Annotated in this window: 14 protein-coding genes; 10 read left to right on the forward strand and 4 right to left on the reverse strand. The window is 71.1% G+C overall.

Annotation, left to right across the window (positions count from 1 at the left end; genetic code table 11):
- Positions 1-10: 10 nt before the first annotated feature.
- The gene (locus tag CBF90_RS10530) at positions 11-694 is read right to left on the reverse strand and encodes a transcriptional regulator (RefSeq protein ID WP_023955586.1); all 684 of its coding nucleotides are present in this window, start codon (positions 692-694) and stop codon (positions 11-13) included.
- A gap of 187 nt (positions 695-881) precedes the next feature.
- Here CBF90_RS10530 and CBF90_RS10535 point away from each other — a divergent pair, with 187 nt between their 5' ends.
- From CBF90_RS10535 to rraA, 5 genes are read left to right on the forward strand one after another with little or no spacing between them, the layout of a single operon-like run.
- Positions 882-2,258 carry an MFS transporter gene (locus CBF90_RS10535; RefSeq protein ID WP_242435660.1) on the forward strand — a complete coding sequence of 459 codons (1,377 nt, stop codon included), beginning with the start codon at positions 882-884 and terminating at the stop codon, positions 2,256-2,258.
- Complete coding sequence (locus tag CBF90_RS10540) at positions 2,255-3,847, forward strand: amidohydrolase family protein (RefSeq protein WP_088380555.1); 1,593 nt, start codon at positions 2,255-2,257, stop codon at positions 3,845-3,847. The genes CBF90_RS10535 and CBF90_RS10540 overlap by 4 nt, the downstream gene beginning before the upstream one ends.
- 43 nt (positions 3,848-3,890) lie before the next feature.
- On the forward strand, positions 3,891-4,274 hold the full coding sequence (locus tag CBF90_RS10545; RefSeq protein WP_023955592.1) for a RidA family protein: 384 nt from the start codon (positions 3,891-3,893) through the stop codon (positions 4,272-4,274).
- Between the two features lie 60 nt (positions 4,275-4,334).
- The gene (locus CBF90_RS10550; RefSeq protein WP_088380556.1) at positions 4,335-5,186 is read left to right on the forward strand and encodes a sulfurtransferase; all 852 of its coding nucleotides are present in this window, start codon (positions 4,335-4,337) and stop codon (positions 5,184-5,186) included.
- 22 nt (positions 5,187-5,208) lie between these two features.
- Positions 5,209-5,676 (forward strand): ribonuclease E activity regulator RraA, encoded by a 468-nt coding sequence (gene rraA / locus CBF90_RS10555; protein WP_071919198.1) that lies wholly within the window; start codon positions 5,209-5,211, stop codon positions 5,674-5,676.
- A gap of 4 nt (positions 5,677-5,680) precedes the next feature.
- On the opposite strand, the gene CBF90_RS10560 is transcribed toward rraA, so the two are convergent.
- Complete coding sequence (locus CBF90_RS10560; protein ID WP_023955597.1) at positions 5,681-6,217, reverse strand: hypothetical protein; 537 nt, start codon at positions 6,215-6,217, stop codon at positions 5,681-5,683.
- 96 nt (positions 6,218-6,313) lie between these two features.
- Between CBF90_RS10560 and CBF90_RS10565 the strand changes: the two genes are divergently transcribed.
- A complete protein-coding gene (locus CBF90_RS10565) occupies positions 6,314-8,266 on the forward strand; it encodes an ABC transporter ATP-binding protein (RefSeq protein WP_088380557.1) in 1,953 nt (650 codons plus the stop codon).
- 101 nt (positions 8,267-8,367) lie between these two features.
- Here CBF90_RS10565 and CBF90_RS10570 read toward each other — a convergent pair whose 3' ends face one another.
- Positions 8,368-10,266: a phosphoenolpyruvate carboxykinase (GTP) gene (locus CBF90_RS10570; RefSeq protein ID WP_088380558.1), complete on the reverse strand. Its 1,899-nt coding sequence runs from the start codon at positions 10,264-10,266 to the stop codon at positions 8,368-8,370.
- Between the two features lie 118 nt (positions 10,267-10,384).
- Between CBF90_RS10570 and CBF90_RS10575 the strand changes: the two genes are divergently transcribed.
- Positions 10,385-11,827, forward strand: a complete 1,443-nt coding sequence (locus tag CBF90_RS10575) for an XRE family transcriptional regulator (protein ID WP_023955603.1) — start codon at positions 10,385-10,387, stop codon at positions 11,825-11,827.
- Between the two features lie 90 nt (positions 11,828-11,917).
- Here CBF90_RS10575 and CBF90_RS10580 read toward each other — a convergent pair whose 3' ends face one another.
- Positions 11,918-13,045 carry a winged helix DNA-binding domain-containing protein gene (locus tag CBF90_RS10580; RefSeq protein ID WP_141097149.1) on the reverse strand — a complete coding sequence of 376 codons (1,128 nt, stop codon included), beginning with the start codon at positions 13,043-13,045 and terminating at the stop codon, positions 11,918-11,920.
- 234 nt (positions 13,046-13,279) lie between these two features.
- Here CBF90_RS10580 and CBF90_RS10585 point away from each other — a divergent pair, with 234 nt between their 5' ends.
- The 3 genes from CBF90_RS10585 to CBF90_RS10595 are packed head-to-tail and all read left to right on the forward strand — an operon-like array spanning position 13,280 to position 15,776.
- Positions 13,280-14,134: an ABC transporter substrate-binding protein gene (locus tag CBF90_RS10585; protein ID WP_088380560.1), complete on the forward strand. Its 855-nt coding sequence runs from the start codon at positions 13,280-13,282 to the stop codon at positions 14,132-14,134.
- 20 nt (positions 14,135-14,154) lie between these two features.
- On the forward strand, positions 14,155-15,000 hold the full coding sequence (locus tag CBF90_RS10590; protein WP_088380561.1) for an amino acid ABC transporter permease: 846 nt from the start codon (positions 14,155-14,157) through the stop codon (positions 14,998-15,000).
- 53 nt (positions 15,001-15,053) lie between these two features.
- Entirely contained in the window at positions 15,054-15,776 is a 723-nt protein-coding gene (locus tag CBF90_RS10595; RefSeq protein ID WP_197690579.1) for an amino acid ABC transporter ATP-binding protein, read from the forward strand.
- The last annotated feature ends 16 nt before the right edge of the window (positions 15,777-15,792 follow it).

Here is a 15,792-nt window from a genome sequence, read left to right on the forward strand (position 1 = left end):
GGCGGCGGCGTCAGCCGCGACGCACCTCGTCGAGGTAGCCGTACACGGTGACACGCGAGACGCCGAGACGCGACGACACCTTGTCGGCTGCGCGCTTGATGTGGAACGCACCGCGGGTCTCGAGCAGACGCAGCACCTCGATGCGATCCGCCTTCGACATCGACGAGGGCGACTTGCCGACCATGGCGATGGCGTCGGTGATCATCTCGTCGAGGACGCTCGAGACGTCCTGTCCGACGAGCTCCTGAGGAGCCGCGTCGGCAGCGGCGCGGGGCGCGGGCACCAACGACGCCACGAGGTCTGCGGCGCGCTGCATGGGCGTGAGGTCGATGTTGATGCAGAAGGCCGCGATGATGCGCCCCTCGGGATTGCGGTAGTACACCGACGAGCTGAGCAGGTCGCGGCCGTCGTGCGTGCGCGCCCGGTATCCGAACGCGTTGTGATCGGCGGTCTCGTCGTGGAGCACCTCGAGCCCGAGGTTCGTCGACGGGCCGCCGACACCGCGCCCGCTCACATGCCCGTTGACGATCGCGTACACCGAGTGCTCGAGGTCGCCCGCGGTGAGGTTGTGCAGCACGACCTCGCAGTGGTCGCCGACGGCCGCGGCGATGGCGGTCATGAGCGGCGCGAGCGTCCGATGGGCGTCCTCGATGTCGGCGAAGACCGCTCCTTCGGCGGGGAGGAGCTTGTTCACGGTGGATCTCCCGTCTGTCGTGCGCCCATTGTGTCACGGTCGTTACGCGTGTATTAATAATTTCTGCTAACCACATAGAATCGCAGTAAGCATCGTGCTAGCGTTTCGACGCCCGAGATTCGTATCCGGGAAGCTCCACCCCGATGCAGGCCAGCCGCGACGTTGCGGTCATACCGAGGAGAACATGGTGAACACGACACCGACCGCACCGCCCCGCAGCGGCGCGACCCGCAACCGCACCGCCGGACAGCCCCTGACGAAGGCGCAGCGGCGAGCCATCGCCGGCGGATCCATCGGCACTCTGATGGAGTATTTCGACTACTACCTGTACGGTCTCGCGGCCGCCGCCGTGTTCCCCGCGGTGTTCTTCTCGGCGAACGACCCCTTCATCGCCCAGCTCTCATCGTTCGCGACCTTCGCGGTCGGCTTCCTGTTCCGCCCGCTCGGCGGCATCGTCTTCGGGTACATCGGCGACCGCATGGGCCGCAAGATCACCCTCCTCATCACCGTCATCGGCATGGGCCTGACGACCGCCGCGATCGGCCTGATCCCGCCGGACGCGATGATCGGCGCGGCAGCTCCCATCCTGCTGATCACGATGCGGTCGCTGCAGGGTCTGTTCGTCGGCGGCGAGATGGGCGGGGCGGCCACCATGGTCGTCGAGCACGCCCCGGTGGGACGACGCGGCTTCTTCGGCGCCTTCCTCATCACCGGAGCCGGCATCGCGAACGTCGCGTCGGCCGGCGCGATGGCCGCCCTGGGCCTCACCCCCGACTCGTTCTTCATGACGTGGGGATGGCGCATCCCGTTCGTGTTCGCGCTCGTCCTCGCGGTCATCGCGATCCTGCTGCGCCGCAAGCTCGAAGAGTCCGACGAGTTCGCCGAGCACACCCGCACCGTGCGCGCCCAGGGGCTCAAGCCCCGCTCTCCCCTGATCGAGGTCTTCCGTCACCCGAAGAACACCCTGCTCGGCATCCTCATCGGCCTTCCGCAGTCCATCGCGGGTTACATCGTGCTGACCTACGGCCTGTCGTTCATGGTCTCGTCGGGCACGGCGGCGCAGGTCGGGTTCATCGGGACCATGATCGTCGGGCTCCTGCAGGTGTTCGTCGCCCCGGCCTACGGCGCGCTCTCGGACCGGATCGGCCGTCGCACCGTCTACGTCACCGGCTGCCTCGGCTTCGCCCTGCTGATCTGGCCCACGTTCATGCTCTACGGCACGCACGTGCCCTGGCTCATCTGGCTGGGCATGATCATCGGCTTCGTGATCCCCGGTGTCGCGATGCAGGCCACCCTGTCGACGATGCTCACCGAGATGTTCGACGTCGAGCAGCGCACGACCGGCGTCAACATCGGGTACCAGCTCTCCAACACCCTGGGCGGCGGACTGGCGCCGCTGATCGCAACGGCGCTCGTCGGCTGGGCCAGCGGCGCCATCTGGCCGGTCGTGATCTACGCCGCCGTCATCTGCGTCATCGGCGCCATCGCCACCATGACGGCGACGATCCGCCCCGACACCGCCGACGCCGGGCGGATCCACGCACCCCGCGGCACCGCGGCATGACCGGTCTGCTCATCACCGGAGGGGTCGTCGTCGACGGATCGGGCGCGGAGCCCGTCGCCGCCGACGTCCTCGTCGACGGCGAGCGCATCCGGGCGGTGACGGCGCCCGGCGCATCCTTCGCGGAGCGTGACGACCTCGAGGTGCTCGACGCCGGCGGACGCCTCGTGGTGCCCGGCTTCGTCGACGCGCACTCGCACGCGGAGGGTGCCGTCTTCGACCGGGACGTGCAGCTCGCGCTCCTCCGCCAAGGTGTGACGACGGTCATCGGCGGTCAGGACGGCATCTCGTTCGCGCCGGGCGACGGGCGCCACGCGAGCCGCTACTTCGCGGCGATCAACGGGCCCCACCCGCGCTACCGCGGCGGTGGTGTCGCGGGGCTCCTCGCGTCGTACGACGGGGCGATCCCGCTGCGGGTGGCGTACCTCGTGCCCGCCGGCACCGTGCGCCACCAGGTCATGGGCGACAGCGACCGCCCCGCGTCCGCCGACGAGCGGGCGCGGATGGTGGCGCTCGTCGCCGAGGGCATCTCCGAGGGCGCGGTCGGGCTGTCGACGGGCCTGGACTACGTGCCGGGACTGTTCGCGAGCACCGATGAGATCGCCGCCCTGTGCGCGCCGCTGTCCGAGCACCGGCTTCCGTATGTGACCCACATGCGGGGCGGGTACGAGCTCAACTCCGAGGTCGGCGTCGACGAGGCCGCCCGCATCGGTCTCACCGCCGGGGTTCCCGTCCACGTCTCGCACTTCCACACGCCCGCCGACGAGGCGTGGCGGTTGATGGCACTGTTGCGAGAGCGGGGCGTCGAGGCGTCCTTCGACGCCTACCCCTACACGCGCGGCTGCTCGCTGCTGGCGATGACGATGCTGCCCCCGTCACTGAACGCCGCCGATCCGGCCGATGCGGTCACCGCCCTCGCAGACCCGGCCGAGCGCGACCGGCTGCGTCGCGAGTGGTTCCCCCTCGTGGCGCGCAACCCGAGCCTCGGCCCCGAGTGGCCCGAGATGATCACGGTCGCCCACACGCCCGCGCCCGAGTTCGCCTGGGCACACGGCCGCACCCTGGCCGAGATCGCCGCCGAGCGCGGCACGGATGCCGTCGACGCCGCGCTCGACCTGCTTGCCGCGTCGCGGCTCGAAACGAATGTGATCATGGCCGTCCGCGACCAGCGGCCGGTAGCCGATCTCGGACGGCTGATCGCTCACCCCGACCACATGGGCGGGTCAGACGGCATCTTCATCGGCGCGCACCCGCACCCCCGCGCTCGCGGCACCTTCGCGTCGTACCTCGCGACGTACGTGCGCGAGCACGGCTTCCTCGACTGGCCGACCGCCGTCCGCCACCTGTCGACGAACCCGGTCGACCGGTTCCGCCTCGGCGATCGGGGCCGGATCCGCCCCGGCGCGATCGCCGACATCGCCGTGGTCGACCCCGAGCGCGTCCGCGACGCCTCGACGTACGATGAGCCGCTCCGGCTCGCCGAAGGCATCGACGACGTCGTCGTCTCGGGGCGCACCGTGCTCCGGCACGGCGAGCTCACGGGTGCCACGCCCGGGGGTGGGCTGCGCCACGCGGCCGCTGCCGCGGCGTGACCACGCCCCATCCGAACCCCGCCCAAGAAACGAAAGGGATCCCATGACCACCACCAAGAAGGCCATCCGCACCGCCGACGCACCGCAGCCCGCCGGCCCGTACAGCCAGGGCATCGTCAGCGGCGACCTGCTGTTCACCGCGGGCTTCGGTCCGCAGGACCCGGTGACCGGCGAGAAGCCGGAGTCGGTCGGCGACCAGACCCGCCAGGTGCTCCGCAACCTGCAGGCGGTCCTCGCCGAGCACGGCGCGACCCTCGACGACGCCCTCAAGGTGACGGTGCATCTCGCCGACCTCGCCGACTTCGACGAGTTCAACGTCGCGTACCGCGAGTTCTTCTCGGAGCCGTTCCCGGTGCGCACGACCGTCGGTTCGCAGCTGGCCGACATCCTCGTCGAGATCGATCTCGTCGCACGCATCGCAGGCTGATCCGATTCGTTGCGGGTCCGGGCCTCCTCACGGTCCGGGCCCGCACGGCAGAATCAGAGGATGTCGTCGATCCTCACCACTGCGGCTGAACTCCACACCGCGCTCGTGGCCGGCCGCTACCCCGACGGCGGCCCCGTGCGCGTGCTCGACGTCCGGTGGTGGCTCGACCGCCCCGACGGACGCCCCGCGTTCCGCGCGGGCCACATCCCCGGCGCGCGCTACGCCGACCTCGACACCCAGCTCGCCGAACACGGCGAGCCGGCGCAGGGCCGGCATCCGCTCCCCTCTCCCGAGACGTTGCAAGCGGCCGTGCGCGACTGGGGCATCGACGGGGGCGACACCGTCGTCGTCTACGACGATGTCGCCAACCTGGCGAGCGGCCGCGCCTGGTGGGTGCTGCGGGATGCCGGCATCGCCGACGTCCGTGTGCTCGACGGCGCCCTGGCCGCCTGGACCGACGCGGGGTTCGACCTCGAGGAGGGTGACGCCCCGGCCGTGCGTCCGGGCACCGCGGTCGTCTCGCCCGGGACGTTGCCGATGCTCGGGATCGACGACGTCCTCGCCTTCGCCCGCACCGGACTGCTGCTCGACGCCCGCGCCGGCGAACGGTTCCGCGGCGAGGTCGAACCGATGGACCCGCGGGCCGGGCACATCCCCGGCGCGGTGTCCGCGCCGACGACGCAGAACAACGACGACTCGGGGAGGTTCCGGAGCCCGGACGAGCTGCGCGAACGGTTTGCCGCGCTCGGTGCGGAACCCGGCGCGACGGTCGGCGTCTACTGCGGCTCGGGCGTCAGCGCCGCGCACGAGGCCATCGCCCTCAGCCTCGCGGGATACCGGCCGGTGCTCTACCCCGGCTCGTGGAGCCAGTGGTCGCAGCATCCCGATCGGCCCGCCGCGACCGGTGCCTGAACTGCGTCGCTAGTCTGTCGACATGACGACCGCGACCGCCGATCTCTACGACGAACGCGGCGAGGAGCTCGACTCCCTTGCCCTCCCGCTGCTCGACCTCGGCGGCCGAACGACTTTCGACGGCCCCGCCCGCACGATCCGCTGCCATCGCGACAACGCGCTCGTGAAGCGCGTGCTCGCGACGCCGGGCGGCGGGGCGGTGCTCGTCATCGACGGCGGCGGGTCGCTGGAGTCGGCTCTCGTTGGCGACGTGATCGCCGCGTCGGCGGTCGAGAACGGCTGGGCGGGCATCATCGTGAACGGGGCGATCCGCGACCGGGTGGCGATCGCGTCGCTCGATCTCGGCGTCAAGGCGCTCGGCTCGAACCCCCGCAAGAGCGCGAAGGACGGCCTCGGCGAGCTCGACGTTCCGGTCACCATCGGCGGCGTCGTCTTCACGCCCGGGCGACACGTCTGGGCCGACGCCGACGGGGTGCTCGTCGAGCGCTGAGCGGCTAAGCAGTCCGCTCCAGCGAGAGCGCGTAGACGGTGGGGTCGCCGACGAGGTCCATGGTGACGCTCACACCCGGCTGCTCGATGGTCACGTCGAAGGCGATCGTGCTGTTGTCGCACGTCACGGGATCGCCCGATGACGCGCTGTCGATCGGGCCCGCGGTCACCGTGATCGTGCCGCCGCCGCGGCACGCGACCTGCGCCTGATACGTCCCGGCGGGGAGCGACGAGAACTGCGAGGTCTGGCGCGGGGACGTGTGCTCACTCAGCCACCCCGACAGCGTTCCCATGCCGGCGGTGTCCGAAGACCGGGGCACCGCTGTTTTGGCCCAGTCCGCGATCTCATCGACCGGCAGGGGCAATTGCTGCTCGTCGGTGCGCGCGTCGGATGTCGGCGTGGGAGATGGCGTGGAACCGGCGGATGCCGGCGGCTCTGTCGCTTCGCCGTCTGCGACCGGACCGGTGCAACCGGTGAGGGTGAGCACGACGAACGCGACCGCGGCGAGCGGTGCCGACTGACGTTTCGTGAGCGAACGCATCCGGGAACTCTTCCATCGATACCGCGAACGGACAACCACCCTCGACGAAAGAAAGTACGGTCGAAGGAGAGAGCTTCAACGAACCGAGGGGACCGCATGTCCGACACCCGCAGCCGCATGCGCGGCGGACGCCGCCGTACCGACGACGGCCCCCGCGCCCGCCTCTCGCAGCTGCTCCCCTACCTGTTCGAGCACAAGGGCGTGCTCGTGGCCGTCGCGGTGCTCAGCATCGTCGAGGCGGTGGCCACCCTCGGACAGCCCCTCGTCGTGGGACAGGTCATCGAGCGCGTGCAGGCGGGCGACACCCTCGGCATCCTCGTCTGGGCGCTGGTGATCCTCGTCGTCGTCTCGTCGGCCATCGGAGCCTTCCAGCACTATCTGCTCCAGCGCACCGGCACGGCGGTCGTGTTCTCGAGCCGCCGCCGGCTCATCGCGCGCCTGCTCCGGCTGCCCATCTCCGAGTTCGACGCTCGGCGGACCGGCGACCTGGTCTCGCGGGTGGGAACCGACACGACCCTGCTCTACGCCGTGCTCACCCAGGGGCTCGCCGACTCGGTCGGCAATGCGCTCATCTTCGTCGGCGCCATCGTCGCGATGCTCTTCATCGACCCCCTTCTGCTGCTGCTCATCGTCATCGTGATCGGAGCCTCGGTCGCCGTCGTGGTGGGGCTCAGCACCCGCATCCGTCGCGCCACGCGCGAGCAGCAGGAGCGGGTCGGAGAGCTGGCGTCGGGCGTCGAGCGGGCGATCGGATCGATCCGCACCATTCGTGCCGCCGGAGCCACCGAACGCGAGGAGGCCGCCGTCACGGGAGCCGCGCGCCAGGCGTACGACGCGGGTGTGCGCGTCGCGAAGGCGTCCGCCCTGGTCGTTCCGGTCGCCGGCGTCGCGCTGCAGCTGTCGCTGCTCGTCGTGCTCGGCGTCGGCGGATACCGGGTGGCCTCGGGAGCCATCTCGATCGCGAGCCTCGTGACGTTCGTGATGTTCCTGTTCTTCCTCGTGCAGCCGCTGGCGTCGTTCCTCGGGGCGATCACCTCGGTCAACCAGGCGCTCGGCGCGCTCGGCCGCATCCAGGAGGTTCTCGACCTGCCCACGGAGGACTCGACGGATGCGGATGCCGCTGCCGGCGTCGCCGTCTCGGGCGACAGCGACGTCGCGATCGAGTTCCGCGACGTCCACTTCCGTTACCCGGAGGCCGTCGTCGCGGCTCGGCGCTCGGCGTCGGACGAAGCCTTGCGAACCCTCGCGGACGCACGCGTCGACACCTCGGCGGTCGCTGCGGTCACGGCCGATGAGACGGGTTCACCGGAGAGCGGTGCGGACGCCGCCTCGTCTGCAGCGACAGTCGGAGCGACCGCCGTTTCCGAGGGCGAGGTGCTCCGCGGCGTGAGCTTCCGCGTTCCCCGCGGTGCGCGCGTGGCCCTCGTCGGCCCTTCGGGGGCGGGCAAGTCGACGACCCTCGCCCTGATCGAGCGGTTCTACGACGTCACCGGCGGAGCGGTGCTCGTCGGGGGTGACGACATCCGGTCGCTCCCCCGCGCCGAGTTGCGCGCGCAACTCGGCTATGTCGAGCAGGACGCCCCCACGCTCGCGGGCACGATCGCCGACAACCTGCGGCTCGCATCCCCCGAGGCCGACGACGCCGACTGCGAGCGCGTGCTGCGCGCCGTCAACCTCGGCGAGGTGCTCGAGCGCAGCGAGCTCGGTCTTCAGGCGCCCGTCGGCGAGGCGGGCGTCATGCTCTCGGGCGGCGAGCGTCAGCGCCTCGCGATCGCCCGCGCGCTGCTGGCCGCTCCCCCGATCCTGCTGCTGGACGAGTCCACGTCATCGCTCGACGGACTCAACGAGCAGCGGATGCGCGAGGCGATCGACGCCGTCGCGACGGGTCGCACCCTCGTGGTCATCGCGCACCGGCTCTCGACGGTCGTCGACAGCGACGTCATCGTGGTGCTCGACCACGGCCAGGTCGTCGGCCAGGGCACGCACTCCGAGCTCGTCGCCACGGTCCCGCTGTACCGCGACCTCGCGAAGCACCAGCTCCTGGTCTGACGCGGCCGCCCGCTGGCCCGCGAGAACGCACCATCGCCGCGAACGCGCACCCTGTGCGGTGCGTTCTCGCGGCGACGGTGCGTTCTCGTGGCGGAGCGGTGTCAGGCGCGGTGGCCGAGGCGGTAGCGCAGGGCCTCGAGCTCGGCGCGCAGCGCCGCCGGCATCCGCTCGCCGAAGGTGTCGTAGAACTCCTCGGTGAGGTCGGCCTCGCGCAGCCACGACTCCGTGTCGACCGCGAACAGCTCGTCGAGATCGCGCTGCGGCACCTCGATGCCGTCGAGGTTGAGGTCCGCCGTGTGCGGCAGCCGTCCGATCGGGCTGTCGACCGCGCCCACCTCGCCGTTCAGGCGCCGGACGATCCAGTCGATGACCCGCGAGTTGTCACCGAACCCGGGCCAGAGGAAGCGCCCGTCGGCGCCCTTGCGGAACCAGTTCACCTGGAAGACGCGCGGAGCCCGGTCGAAGCGCAGCTTCTGCCCGACCTTGAGCCAATGCGCGAAGTAATCGCCCATGTTGTAGCCGCAGAACGGGAGCATGGCGAAGGGGTCGCGGCGCAGCTCGCCGAGCGTCCCCTCGGCCGCTGCCGTGCGCTCCGACGAGATGGTCGAGCCGATGAAGACCCCGTGGGTCCAGTCGGTCGCCTCGACGACGAGGGGGACGTTCGTCGCCCGGCGGCCGCCGAAGAGGATGGCGTCGAGCGGCACGCCCTCGGCGGCATCCCAATCCGACGCGATCTGCGGGCACTGAGCGGCGCTGACGGTGAAGCGAGAGTTGGGGTGCGCGGCCGGCCGGCCCGAGTCGGGCGTCCAGGGCTTGCCCTCCCAGTCGATGAGCTCGGCAGGCGCCTCGTCGGTGAGCCCCTCCCACCAGACGTCGCCGTCGGGACGCAGCGCCACGTTCGTGAAGATCGTGTTGCCCCACAGCGTCTCGACCGCGGTGACGTTCGTCGATTCCCCGGTGCCCGGGGCGACGCCGAAGAAGCCCGCCTCGGGGTTGATCGCCCACAGCCGGCCGTCGGATCCCGGACGCAGCCACGCGATGTCGTCGCCAAGGGTCTCGACCCGCCATCCGGGGATCGTGGGGCGCAGCATCGCGAGGTTCGTCTTGCCGCAGGCCGAGGGGAACGCCGCGGCCACGTGGTACGCCTTGCCGGCCGGGTCGATGACCCGGATGAGCAGCATGTGCTCGGCGAGCCAGCCCTCGTCACGGCCGATCACCGACGCGATGCGCAGCGCGAAGCACTTCTTGGCCAGGATGGCGTTGCCGCCGTAGCCCGAGCCGAACGACCACACCTCGAGGGTGTCGGGGAAGTGCACGATGTACTTCTCGTCGTTGCACGGCCACGCGACATCCGCCTCACCGGGCGCCAGCGGCGCACCGACCGAGTGGACGGTCTTGACCCACGGCTTGCCGCCGGCGATCTCATCGAGCACGGCCGCACCGACGCGGGTCATGATGCCGATGGATGCCACCGCGTAGGCGCTGTCGGTGACCTGCACGCCGATGTGCGAGAGCGGGCCGCCGACCGCTCCCATCGAGAACGGCACGACGTACATGGTGCGCCCGCGCATCGACCCGGCGAACAGGGGCGTGATGGTCGCCCGGATGCCGTCGGGCGCGACCCAGTTGTTGGTCGGGCCGGCATCCTCCTCGCGCTCGGACGCGATGAAGGTGCGCGCCTCGGTGCGGGCGACATCGCTCGGGTGCGAGCGGGCGAGGTACGAGCCGGGCCGCCACTCGGGGTTGAGCTTGATGAGCTTGCCCTCGTCGACCATCTCGCGCAGCAGCGCGTCGTTCTCGGCCGCCGAGCCGTCGACCCAGTGGACCCGGTCGGGCTGCGTGAGCGCAGCGATCTCGTCGACCCAGGCGACGAGATCGGCGAGCGGACCGGATGCCGCCGAGGGGCGGGCCCCGAGGTCGGGCCGGGCGCGGCGTTGCGCGGCGGGTACGGCAGCTGAGCCGGTGCTGGCAGGGCGGGTGAAGAGGTCGGCGATGGCCATGTCGGTCTCCTACGTCGGCGGCGAGATCGGTGATACCTGACGATTCCAACGCAGGAAGACCTTGTCTTGCGGGCCGCATCACCTTCAAGAAACACGATTCTTTCCCTATGATCAAGGAATGGCCGCATCCGGAATCGAACTCGCCACCCTCGGGCATCGCATCCGCCACCACCGCGTCGCCCGCGGGATGACGCTCGACGAGCTCGGTGCTCAGGTCGGCGTGGCCGGCAGCCAGCTGAGCCTGATCGAGAACGGTCGCCGCGAGCCGAAGCTGTCGCTGCTGCAGGCGATCGCCTCGGCGACCGGTACCGACGTCACCGACCTCCTCTCACCCGAACCGCCGAACCGGCGAGCCGCGCTCGAGCTGGAGCTCGAGCGCGCGCAAGCCAGTTCCGTCTTCCGGCGACTCGGCATCGCACCGGTGCGCGCGGGCAAGACGATGAGCGACGAGACGCTCGAGTCGATCCTCGGACTGCATCGCGAGCTGCAGCGCCGCGAGCGCGAGGCGATCGCGACCCCGGAGGAGGCGCGACGGGCGAACACCGAGCTGCGCCTGCGGATGCGCGAGGCCGCGAACTACCTGCCCGACATCGAGCGCCTCGCCGAGAAGCAGCTCAAGGCAGCCGGGCACACCTCGGGCGCGCTGACGCACCGCACCGTGAGCATCATGGCCGAGCAGCTGGGGTTCGAGCTGCTCTACGTCGCCGACCTTCCGCACTCGGCCCGCTCGGTCACCGACCTCGAGAACGGGCGCATCTACCTTCCCCCGGCGTCGATCCCGGGCGGACACGGCCTGCGCTCGATGGCGCTGCAGGCGATGGCGCACCGGTTGCTCGGCCACACTCCCCCCAGCGACTACGCCGACTTCCTCCAGCAGCGCCTCGAGATCAACTACTACGCCGCGTGCTGCCTCATGCCCGAGACGGCCTCGGTGGCATTCCTGTCCCAGGCGAAGAAGGACCGCAACCTCGCGGTCGAGGACTTCCGCGACGCGTTCGGGGTGACGCACGAGGCAGCCGGGATGCGCATGACCAACCTCATGACCCGGCATCTCGGCATCCCGCTGCACTTCCTGCGCGTGGACGGCGCGGGCGCCATCACACGAGTCTACGAGAACGACGGCCTGCCGCTTCCGATGGACGTCACCGGCAGCGTCGAGGGTCAGGTCGTGTGCCGCAGGTTCTCGGCGCGGTCGGCGTTCGAGGAGCAGAACCGCACGGTCGAGCACTACCAGTACACCGACACCCCGGGCGGCACCTTCTGGTGCTCGAGCCAGACCGGGACCACGGCCGAGGGCGAGTTCTCGATCACCGTCGGGGTGCCGTTCGACGACGCCCGGTGGTTCCGCGGACGCGAGACGCAGAAGCGGGCGACATCCACGTGCCCCGACGAGTCATGCTGCCGCCGGCCCGACCCCGACCTGACGTCGCGTTGGGAGGGCAAAGCGTGGCCGAGCGCCCGCGTGCACATGCAGATGTTCTCGCCGTTGCCGCGCGGCAACTTTCCCGGCGTCGACGACGGCGAGGTCTACGCCTTCCTCGACCGCCACGCCGGGGGCTGACTCGCCGGCAGCGCTCGAGGTCCCACTTCGGCCGGGAATGACGCCGAGATACCCGGCCGAAGTGGGACCTCGGTGGAGCCTTGCGCGAGCTCAGCCGGCGAGGAAGCGCGAGACCCGGGCGAGTGAGGCCTCGATGGCGGATGCTGCGACCGCCGGGTCTGCGACGATCATGGGGCCGGGTGGCAGATGGTGCCGCCCGGCGGCGACGGAGTGGCGCCAGGTGCCGATGACCCGTCCGCCGGAGACCAGGATCGGCGCGACCTGACCGTTCAGGGTCGGCCCGATCCGAGCCGCGAGGTCGGGAGCGCAGACGGTCGTCCGGTCGGCATACGACAGGTAGTACTCGTCGAAGGCGGGGAGGGCGACGACGTCCCCGCTGCCCACGTCGGGGCTCGGGCCGGAAACGGATGCCGGCACAGCGGGCTCAGCGGCGGCCGGTGCCGCGAACAGTCCGGCCTCGATCTCGACGACCCGATCACCCGCCGCCTCGGCCGCGCGTCGCGACAGCCCGATCGGCAGCCCCGCCCACCAGCGGAAGTCCTCGACGCGCGCCGGGCCATGCGAGCGGATGTAGCCGGTGAACATCTCGGCCAGCGGATCGTCGGGCAGCCGCGCCGACGGCAGGTCGTCGACCGCGACGAGGAACTGGTCACGACTCGGGCCGCCCTCGCGCGGTACCACGGGGCCGAACGCGAGCACGCCGCGGACGGCGAGCGCCGAGAGGATGTGGTTGCCGCGGGAGCGCTCGGTCTCGATGCCGGCGCCGCGCAGGAGGTCGGCGAACTCGTCACGCGTGAGCCGGTTCCCACCGCGCAGCGCGTGTCGGGCCGCGCGCTCGGCCGTCGCCAGCACCGCCTCGTCGATCGCGAGCCCGCGCAGGATGCCGGCCGCCGCGCGCTGCTGCCGGTGGGCGGTCACCGCGAGCATCCCGGCGAGGTCGACCGAGCGCACGATGTGCAGGGTGCCGCGCTGGGTCCACGAGCGCACGAGCGTGCCGTTCTCGAACGCGGCATCCACCGCCCGAAGCGCAGGCTCACCGGCGGTACGGACGGCGAGCGCCCATCGCCCCGACCAGAACTCCTGCGCCTGCACCGCGAGCATGTGGGCTGCGGTCTCGCCGAGTGACGACGCGGGCTCGCTCAGCAGGTGCGAGCGCAGCCGCTGCGCCGCGGTCGGCCCCGCTGCGCTGCATCCTCCCCCACCGCCGTCGTCTCGCACGCCGCCGATCCTGCCCGACCGCACCCCGCGGGTCCACCCCCTGCGAGGTCCCACTTGGGCCGGGTTTGAGCCGCGCTTACCCGGCCCAAGTGGGACCTCGCGGGGTTCGGGCCCGCCCGGAGGCGGCGTAACACGACGACCCGCGCGCGCCGCGGCATCCGGACCGGGTGAGAATGGATGCAGCCGCCGGTGACAGCACGCCGATGCGCGGCATCCGCACCCGGAGGTTCCCCGATGTCCCGCTCTCTCGTCCGTGCCGCCTCGATCGGCGTCGCCGCGCTCGCGATCGTCCTCGCCGGGTGCTCGTCCTCGCCCGCGCCCGCCGCCTCGGGCGACGCCGCGTCCGGCCCCGCCGCCGAGGACTACGTCACCCCGGGCAAGCTCACCTTCGCCACGGGCGAGACGGCCTACGAGCCCTACTTCGTCGACGACGACCCCGAGTCGGGCGAGGGCTTCGAGGCCGCCGTCGCCTACGCCGTCGCCGACAAGCTCGGGTTCGCCCCGGAGGACGTCGTGTGGGTGAGGACGAGCTTCGACGCTGCGATCGCGCCGGGTCCGAAGAGCTTCGACATCAACGTCCAGCAGTACACGATCACCGACGAGCGCAAGCAGGGCGTCGACTTCTCCTCGCCCTACTACTCCGCGAGCCAGTCGATCGTCGCGATCTCCGGTGGCGCGGCCGACGGCGTCTCCGACATCGCGGGCCTGACCGACCTGACGATCGGCGCGATGGCCAACTCGACGAGCGCGCAGACCCTCGCAGAGGTCGCGCCCGACGCCGAGGCCCGCCTCTACAACTCGAACGAGGATGCCGTCGCCGCGCTCGGCGCGGGACAGATCGACGCGATCGTGCTCGACACCCCCACCGCCTACCTCGCGGTCAACTTCTACATCGAGAACTCGTTCTTCGTCGGCGAGCTGCCGAAGGCCGGGATCGAGGACGAGTGGGGTCTGCTGCTCGCGAAGGACTCCCCGCTCACCCCGGCCGTGACGGCCGCCGTCGACGAACTGCGCGAGGACGGGACGCTCGCCGAGCTCGAGCAGACGTGGCTGTCGGGGCTCACGGAGGGCGTGACGCTCCTCCAGTGAGGGCGCGCTAGCGTCTATCCGTGACCACCTCCGTCCCGAGCGCGCTCGAACTCGAGCGCCGAGCGTATCGGCGCGGCCGCGAGCGCCGGTCGGTGCTGATCGCCGTCGCTTCGACACTGGCCTTCGCCGCCGTCGTCTGGGTGACCGTGATCAACACGGAGGGCTGGGCGACCGTCCAGCGGAGCTTCTTCGATCCCGCCGTCGCGCTCCAAGCGCTCCCCGAGGTGTGGCAGGGCTTCCTCGTCAATCTGCAGGTGCTCGCGATCTCAGTCTTCACGGTCGCCGCCGTGGCGCTGGTCCTGGCGCTGCTGCGCACCCTGCGCGGACCGGTGTTCTTCCCGCTCCGCCTCATCGCTGCGGCCTACACCGACCTCTTCCGCGGCCTGCCCTTCGTCATCGTGCTGTATCTGATCGGATTCGGGCTGCCGACCATCCTGAACACCCGCATCGACCCGGTGCTTCTGGGAGTCCTCGCCATCACCCTGACCTACTCCGCCTATGTCGCGGAGGTCGTGCGGGCCGGCATCGAGTCGGTGCATCCGTCGCAGCGTCTCGCCGCCCGCGCGCTCGGGCTCAGCTATCCGCAGGCCCTCGTGCGGGTCGTGCTGCCGCAGGCGCTGCGCAAGATGACCCCGCCGCTGATGAACGACTTCATCTCGATGCAGAAGGATGTCGGGCTGATCTCGATCCTCGCGGCGTTCGACGCGATCGCCGAGGCCCGGGGCGTGGTCGCGACGACCTACAACTTCACCCCCTACGTCGTGGCGGGCGTGCTGTTCGTGCTGCTCGCGATCCCGACGATCCGGCTGACGGACTGGTACACCGCGAGGCTCCGCCGCCGCGAGCAGACGGGATCGATCCTGTGACGCAGAACGGATCCGGCACCGCGCCCGACACCGAGACCGGCAGTGTCACCGACGTGCTGCACGCCAGCGGCATCCGCAAGTCGTTCGGCGACCGAGAGGTGCTGCGCGGCGTCGACGTGTCGCTCGCCCGGAACGAGGTCGTCGCCCTCATCGGTGCGAGCGGCTCGGGCAAGTCGACGCTGCTGCGATGCCTCGGCCTGCTCGAGCCGATCGACGACGGGCAGATCCTGCTCGCCGGGAAGGACATCTCCGACCCCCGGGTCGACGCGAACGCGGTGCGCGCGCGGCTGGGCGCGGTGTTCCAGAGCTACAACCTCTTCCCCCATCTGTCGGTGCTCCACAACGTGACGCTCGCTTCACGGGTCGTGCACCGCGTGCCCCGGCGCGAGGCCGAGGCGCGTGCGCGTGAGCTGCTCGCGCGCATCGGGCTGGCCGACAAGGCCGGCGAGCACCCCGACCGACTCTCGGGCGGACAGCAGCAGCGGGCGGCCATCATCCGTGCGATCGCGACGGATCCCGAGGTGCTGCTGCTCGACGAGATCACCTCGGCGCTCGACCCCGAGCTCGTCGGTGAGGTGCTCGAGCTCGTCCGCGACCTCGCGGTGGCGGGCTCGACGATCCTCATGGCGACGCACGAGATGGCGTTCGCGCGGGATGTCGCCGACCGGGTCGTCTTCCTCGATCAGGGAGTCATCGTCGAGGAGGGCGCACCGTCGGAGGTGTTCGGCGCTCCTCGCGAGCCCCGCACCCGGGCTTTCCTGTCCCGCTTCCTCTGAGCCCCCGTCGACTCGT

Source organism: Microbacterium sp. AISO3, assembly GCF_002204305.1.
Taxonomy (GTDB): Bacteria; Actinomycetota; Actinomycetes; order Actinomycetales; family Microbacteriaceae; genus Microbacterium; species Microbacterium arborescens.

What these genes read in the sequence shown, in the direction of transcription:
- CBF90_RS10540 (WP_088380555.1), top strand. Translation starts at nt 2,255, where the DNA reads ATGACCGGTCTGCTCATCACCGGAGGGGTCGTCGTCGACGGATCGGGC.
- CBF90_RS10545 (WP_023955592.1), top strand. Translation starts at nt 3,891, where the DNA reads ATGACCACCACCAAGAAGGCCATCCGCACCGCCGACGCACCGCAGCCC.
- CBF90_RS10565 (WP_088380557.1), top strand. Translation starts at nt 6,314, where the DNA reads ATGTCCGACACCCGCAGCCGCATGCGCGGCGGACGCCGCCGTACCGAC.
- CBF90_RS10575 (WP_023955603.1), top strand. Translation starts at nt 10,385, where the DNA reads ATGGCCGCATCCGGAATCGAACTCGCCACCCTCGGGCATCGCATCCGC.
- CBF90_RS10560 (WP_023955597.1), bottom strand. Translation starts at nt 6,217, where the DNA reads ATGCGTTCGCTCACGAAACGTCAGTCGGCACCGCTCGCCGCGGTCGCG.
- CBF90_RS10570 (WP_088380558.1), bottom strand. Translation starts at nt 10,266, where the DNA reads ATGGCCATCGCCGACCTCTTCACCCGCCCTGCCAGCACCGGCTCAGCT.
- CBF90_RS10585 (WP_088380560.1), top strand. Translation starts at nt 13,280, where the DNA reads ATGTCCCGCTCTCTCGTCCGTGCCGCCTCGATCGGCGTCGCCGCGCTC.
- rraA (WP_071919198.1), top strand. Translation starts at nt 5,209, where the DNA reads ATGACGACCGCGACCGCCGATCTCTACGACGAACGCGGCGAGGAGCTC.
- CBF90_RS10550 (WP_088380556.1), top strand. Translation starts at nt 4,335, where the DNA reads ATGTCGTCGATCCTCACCACTGCGGCTGAACTCCACACCGCGCTCGTG.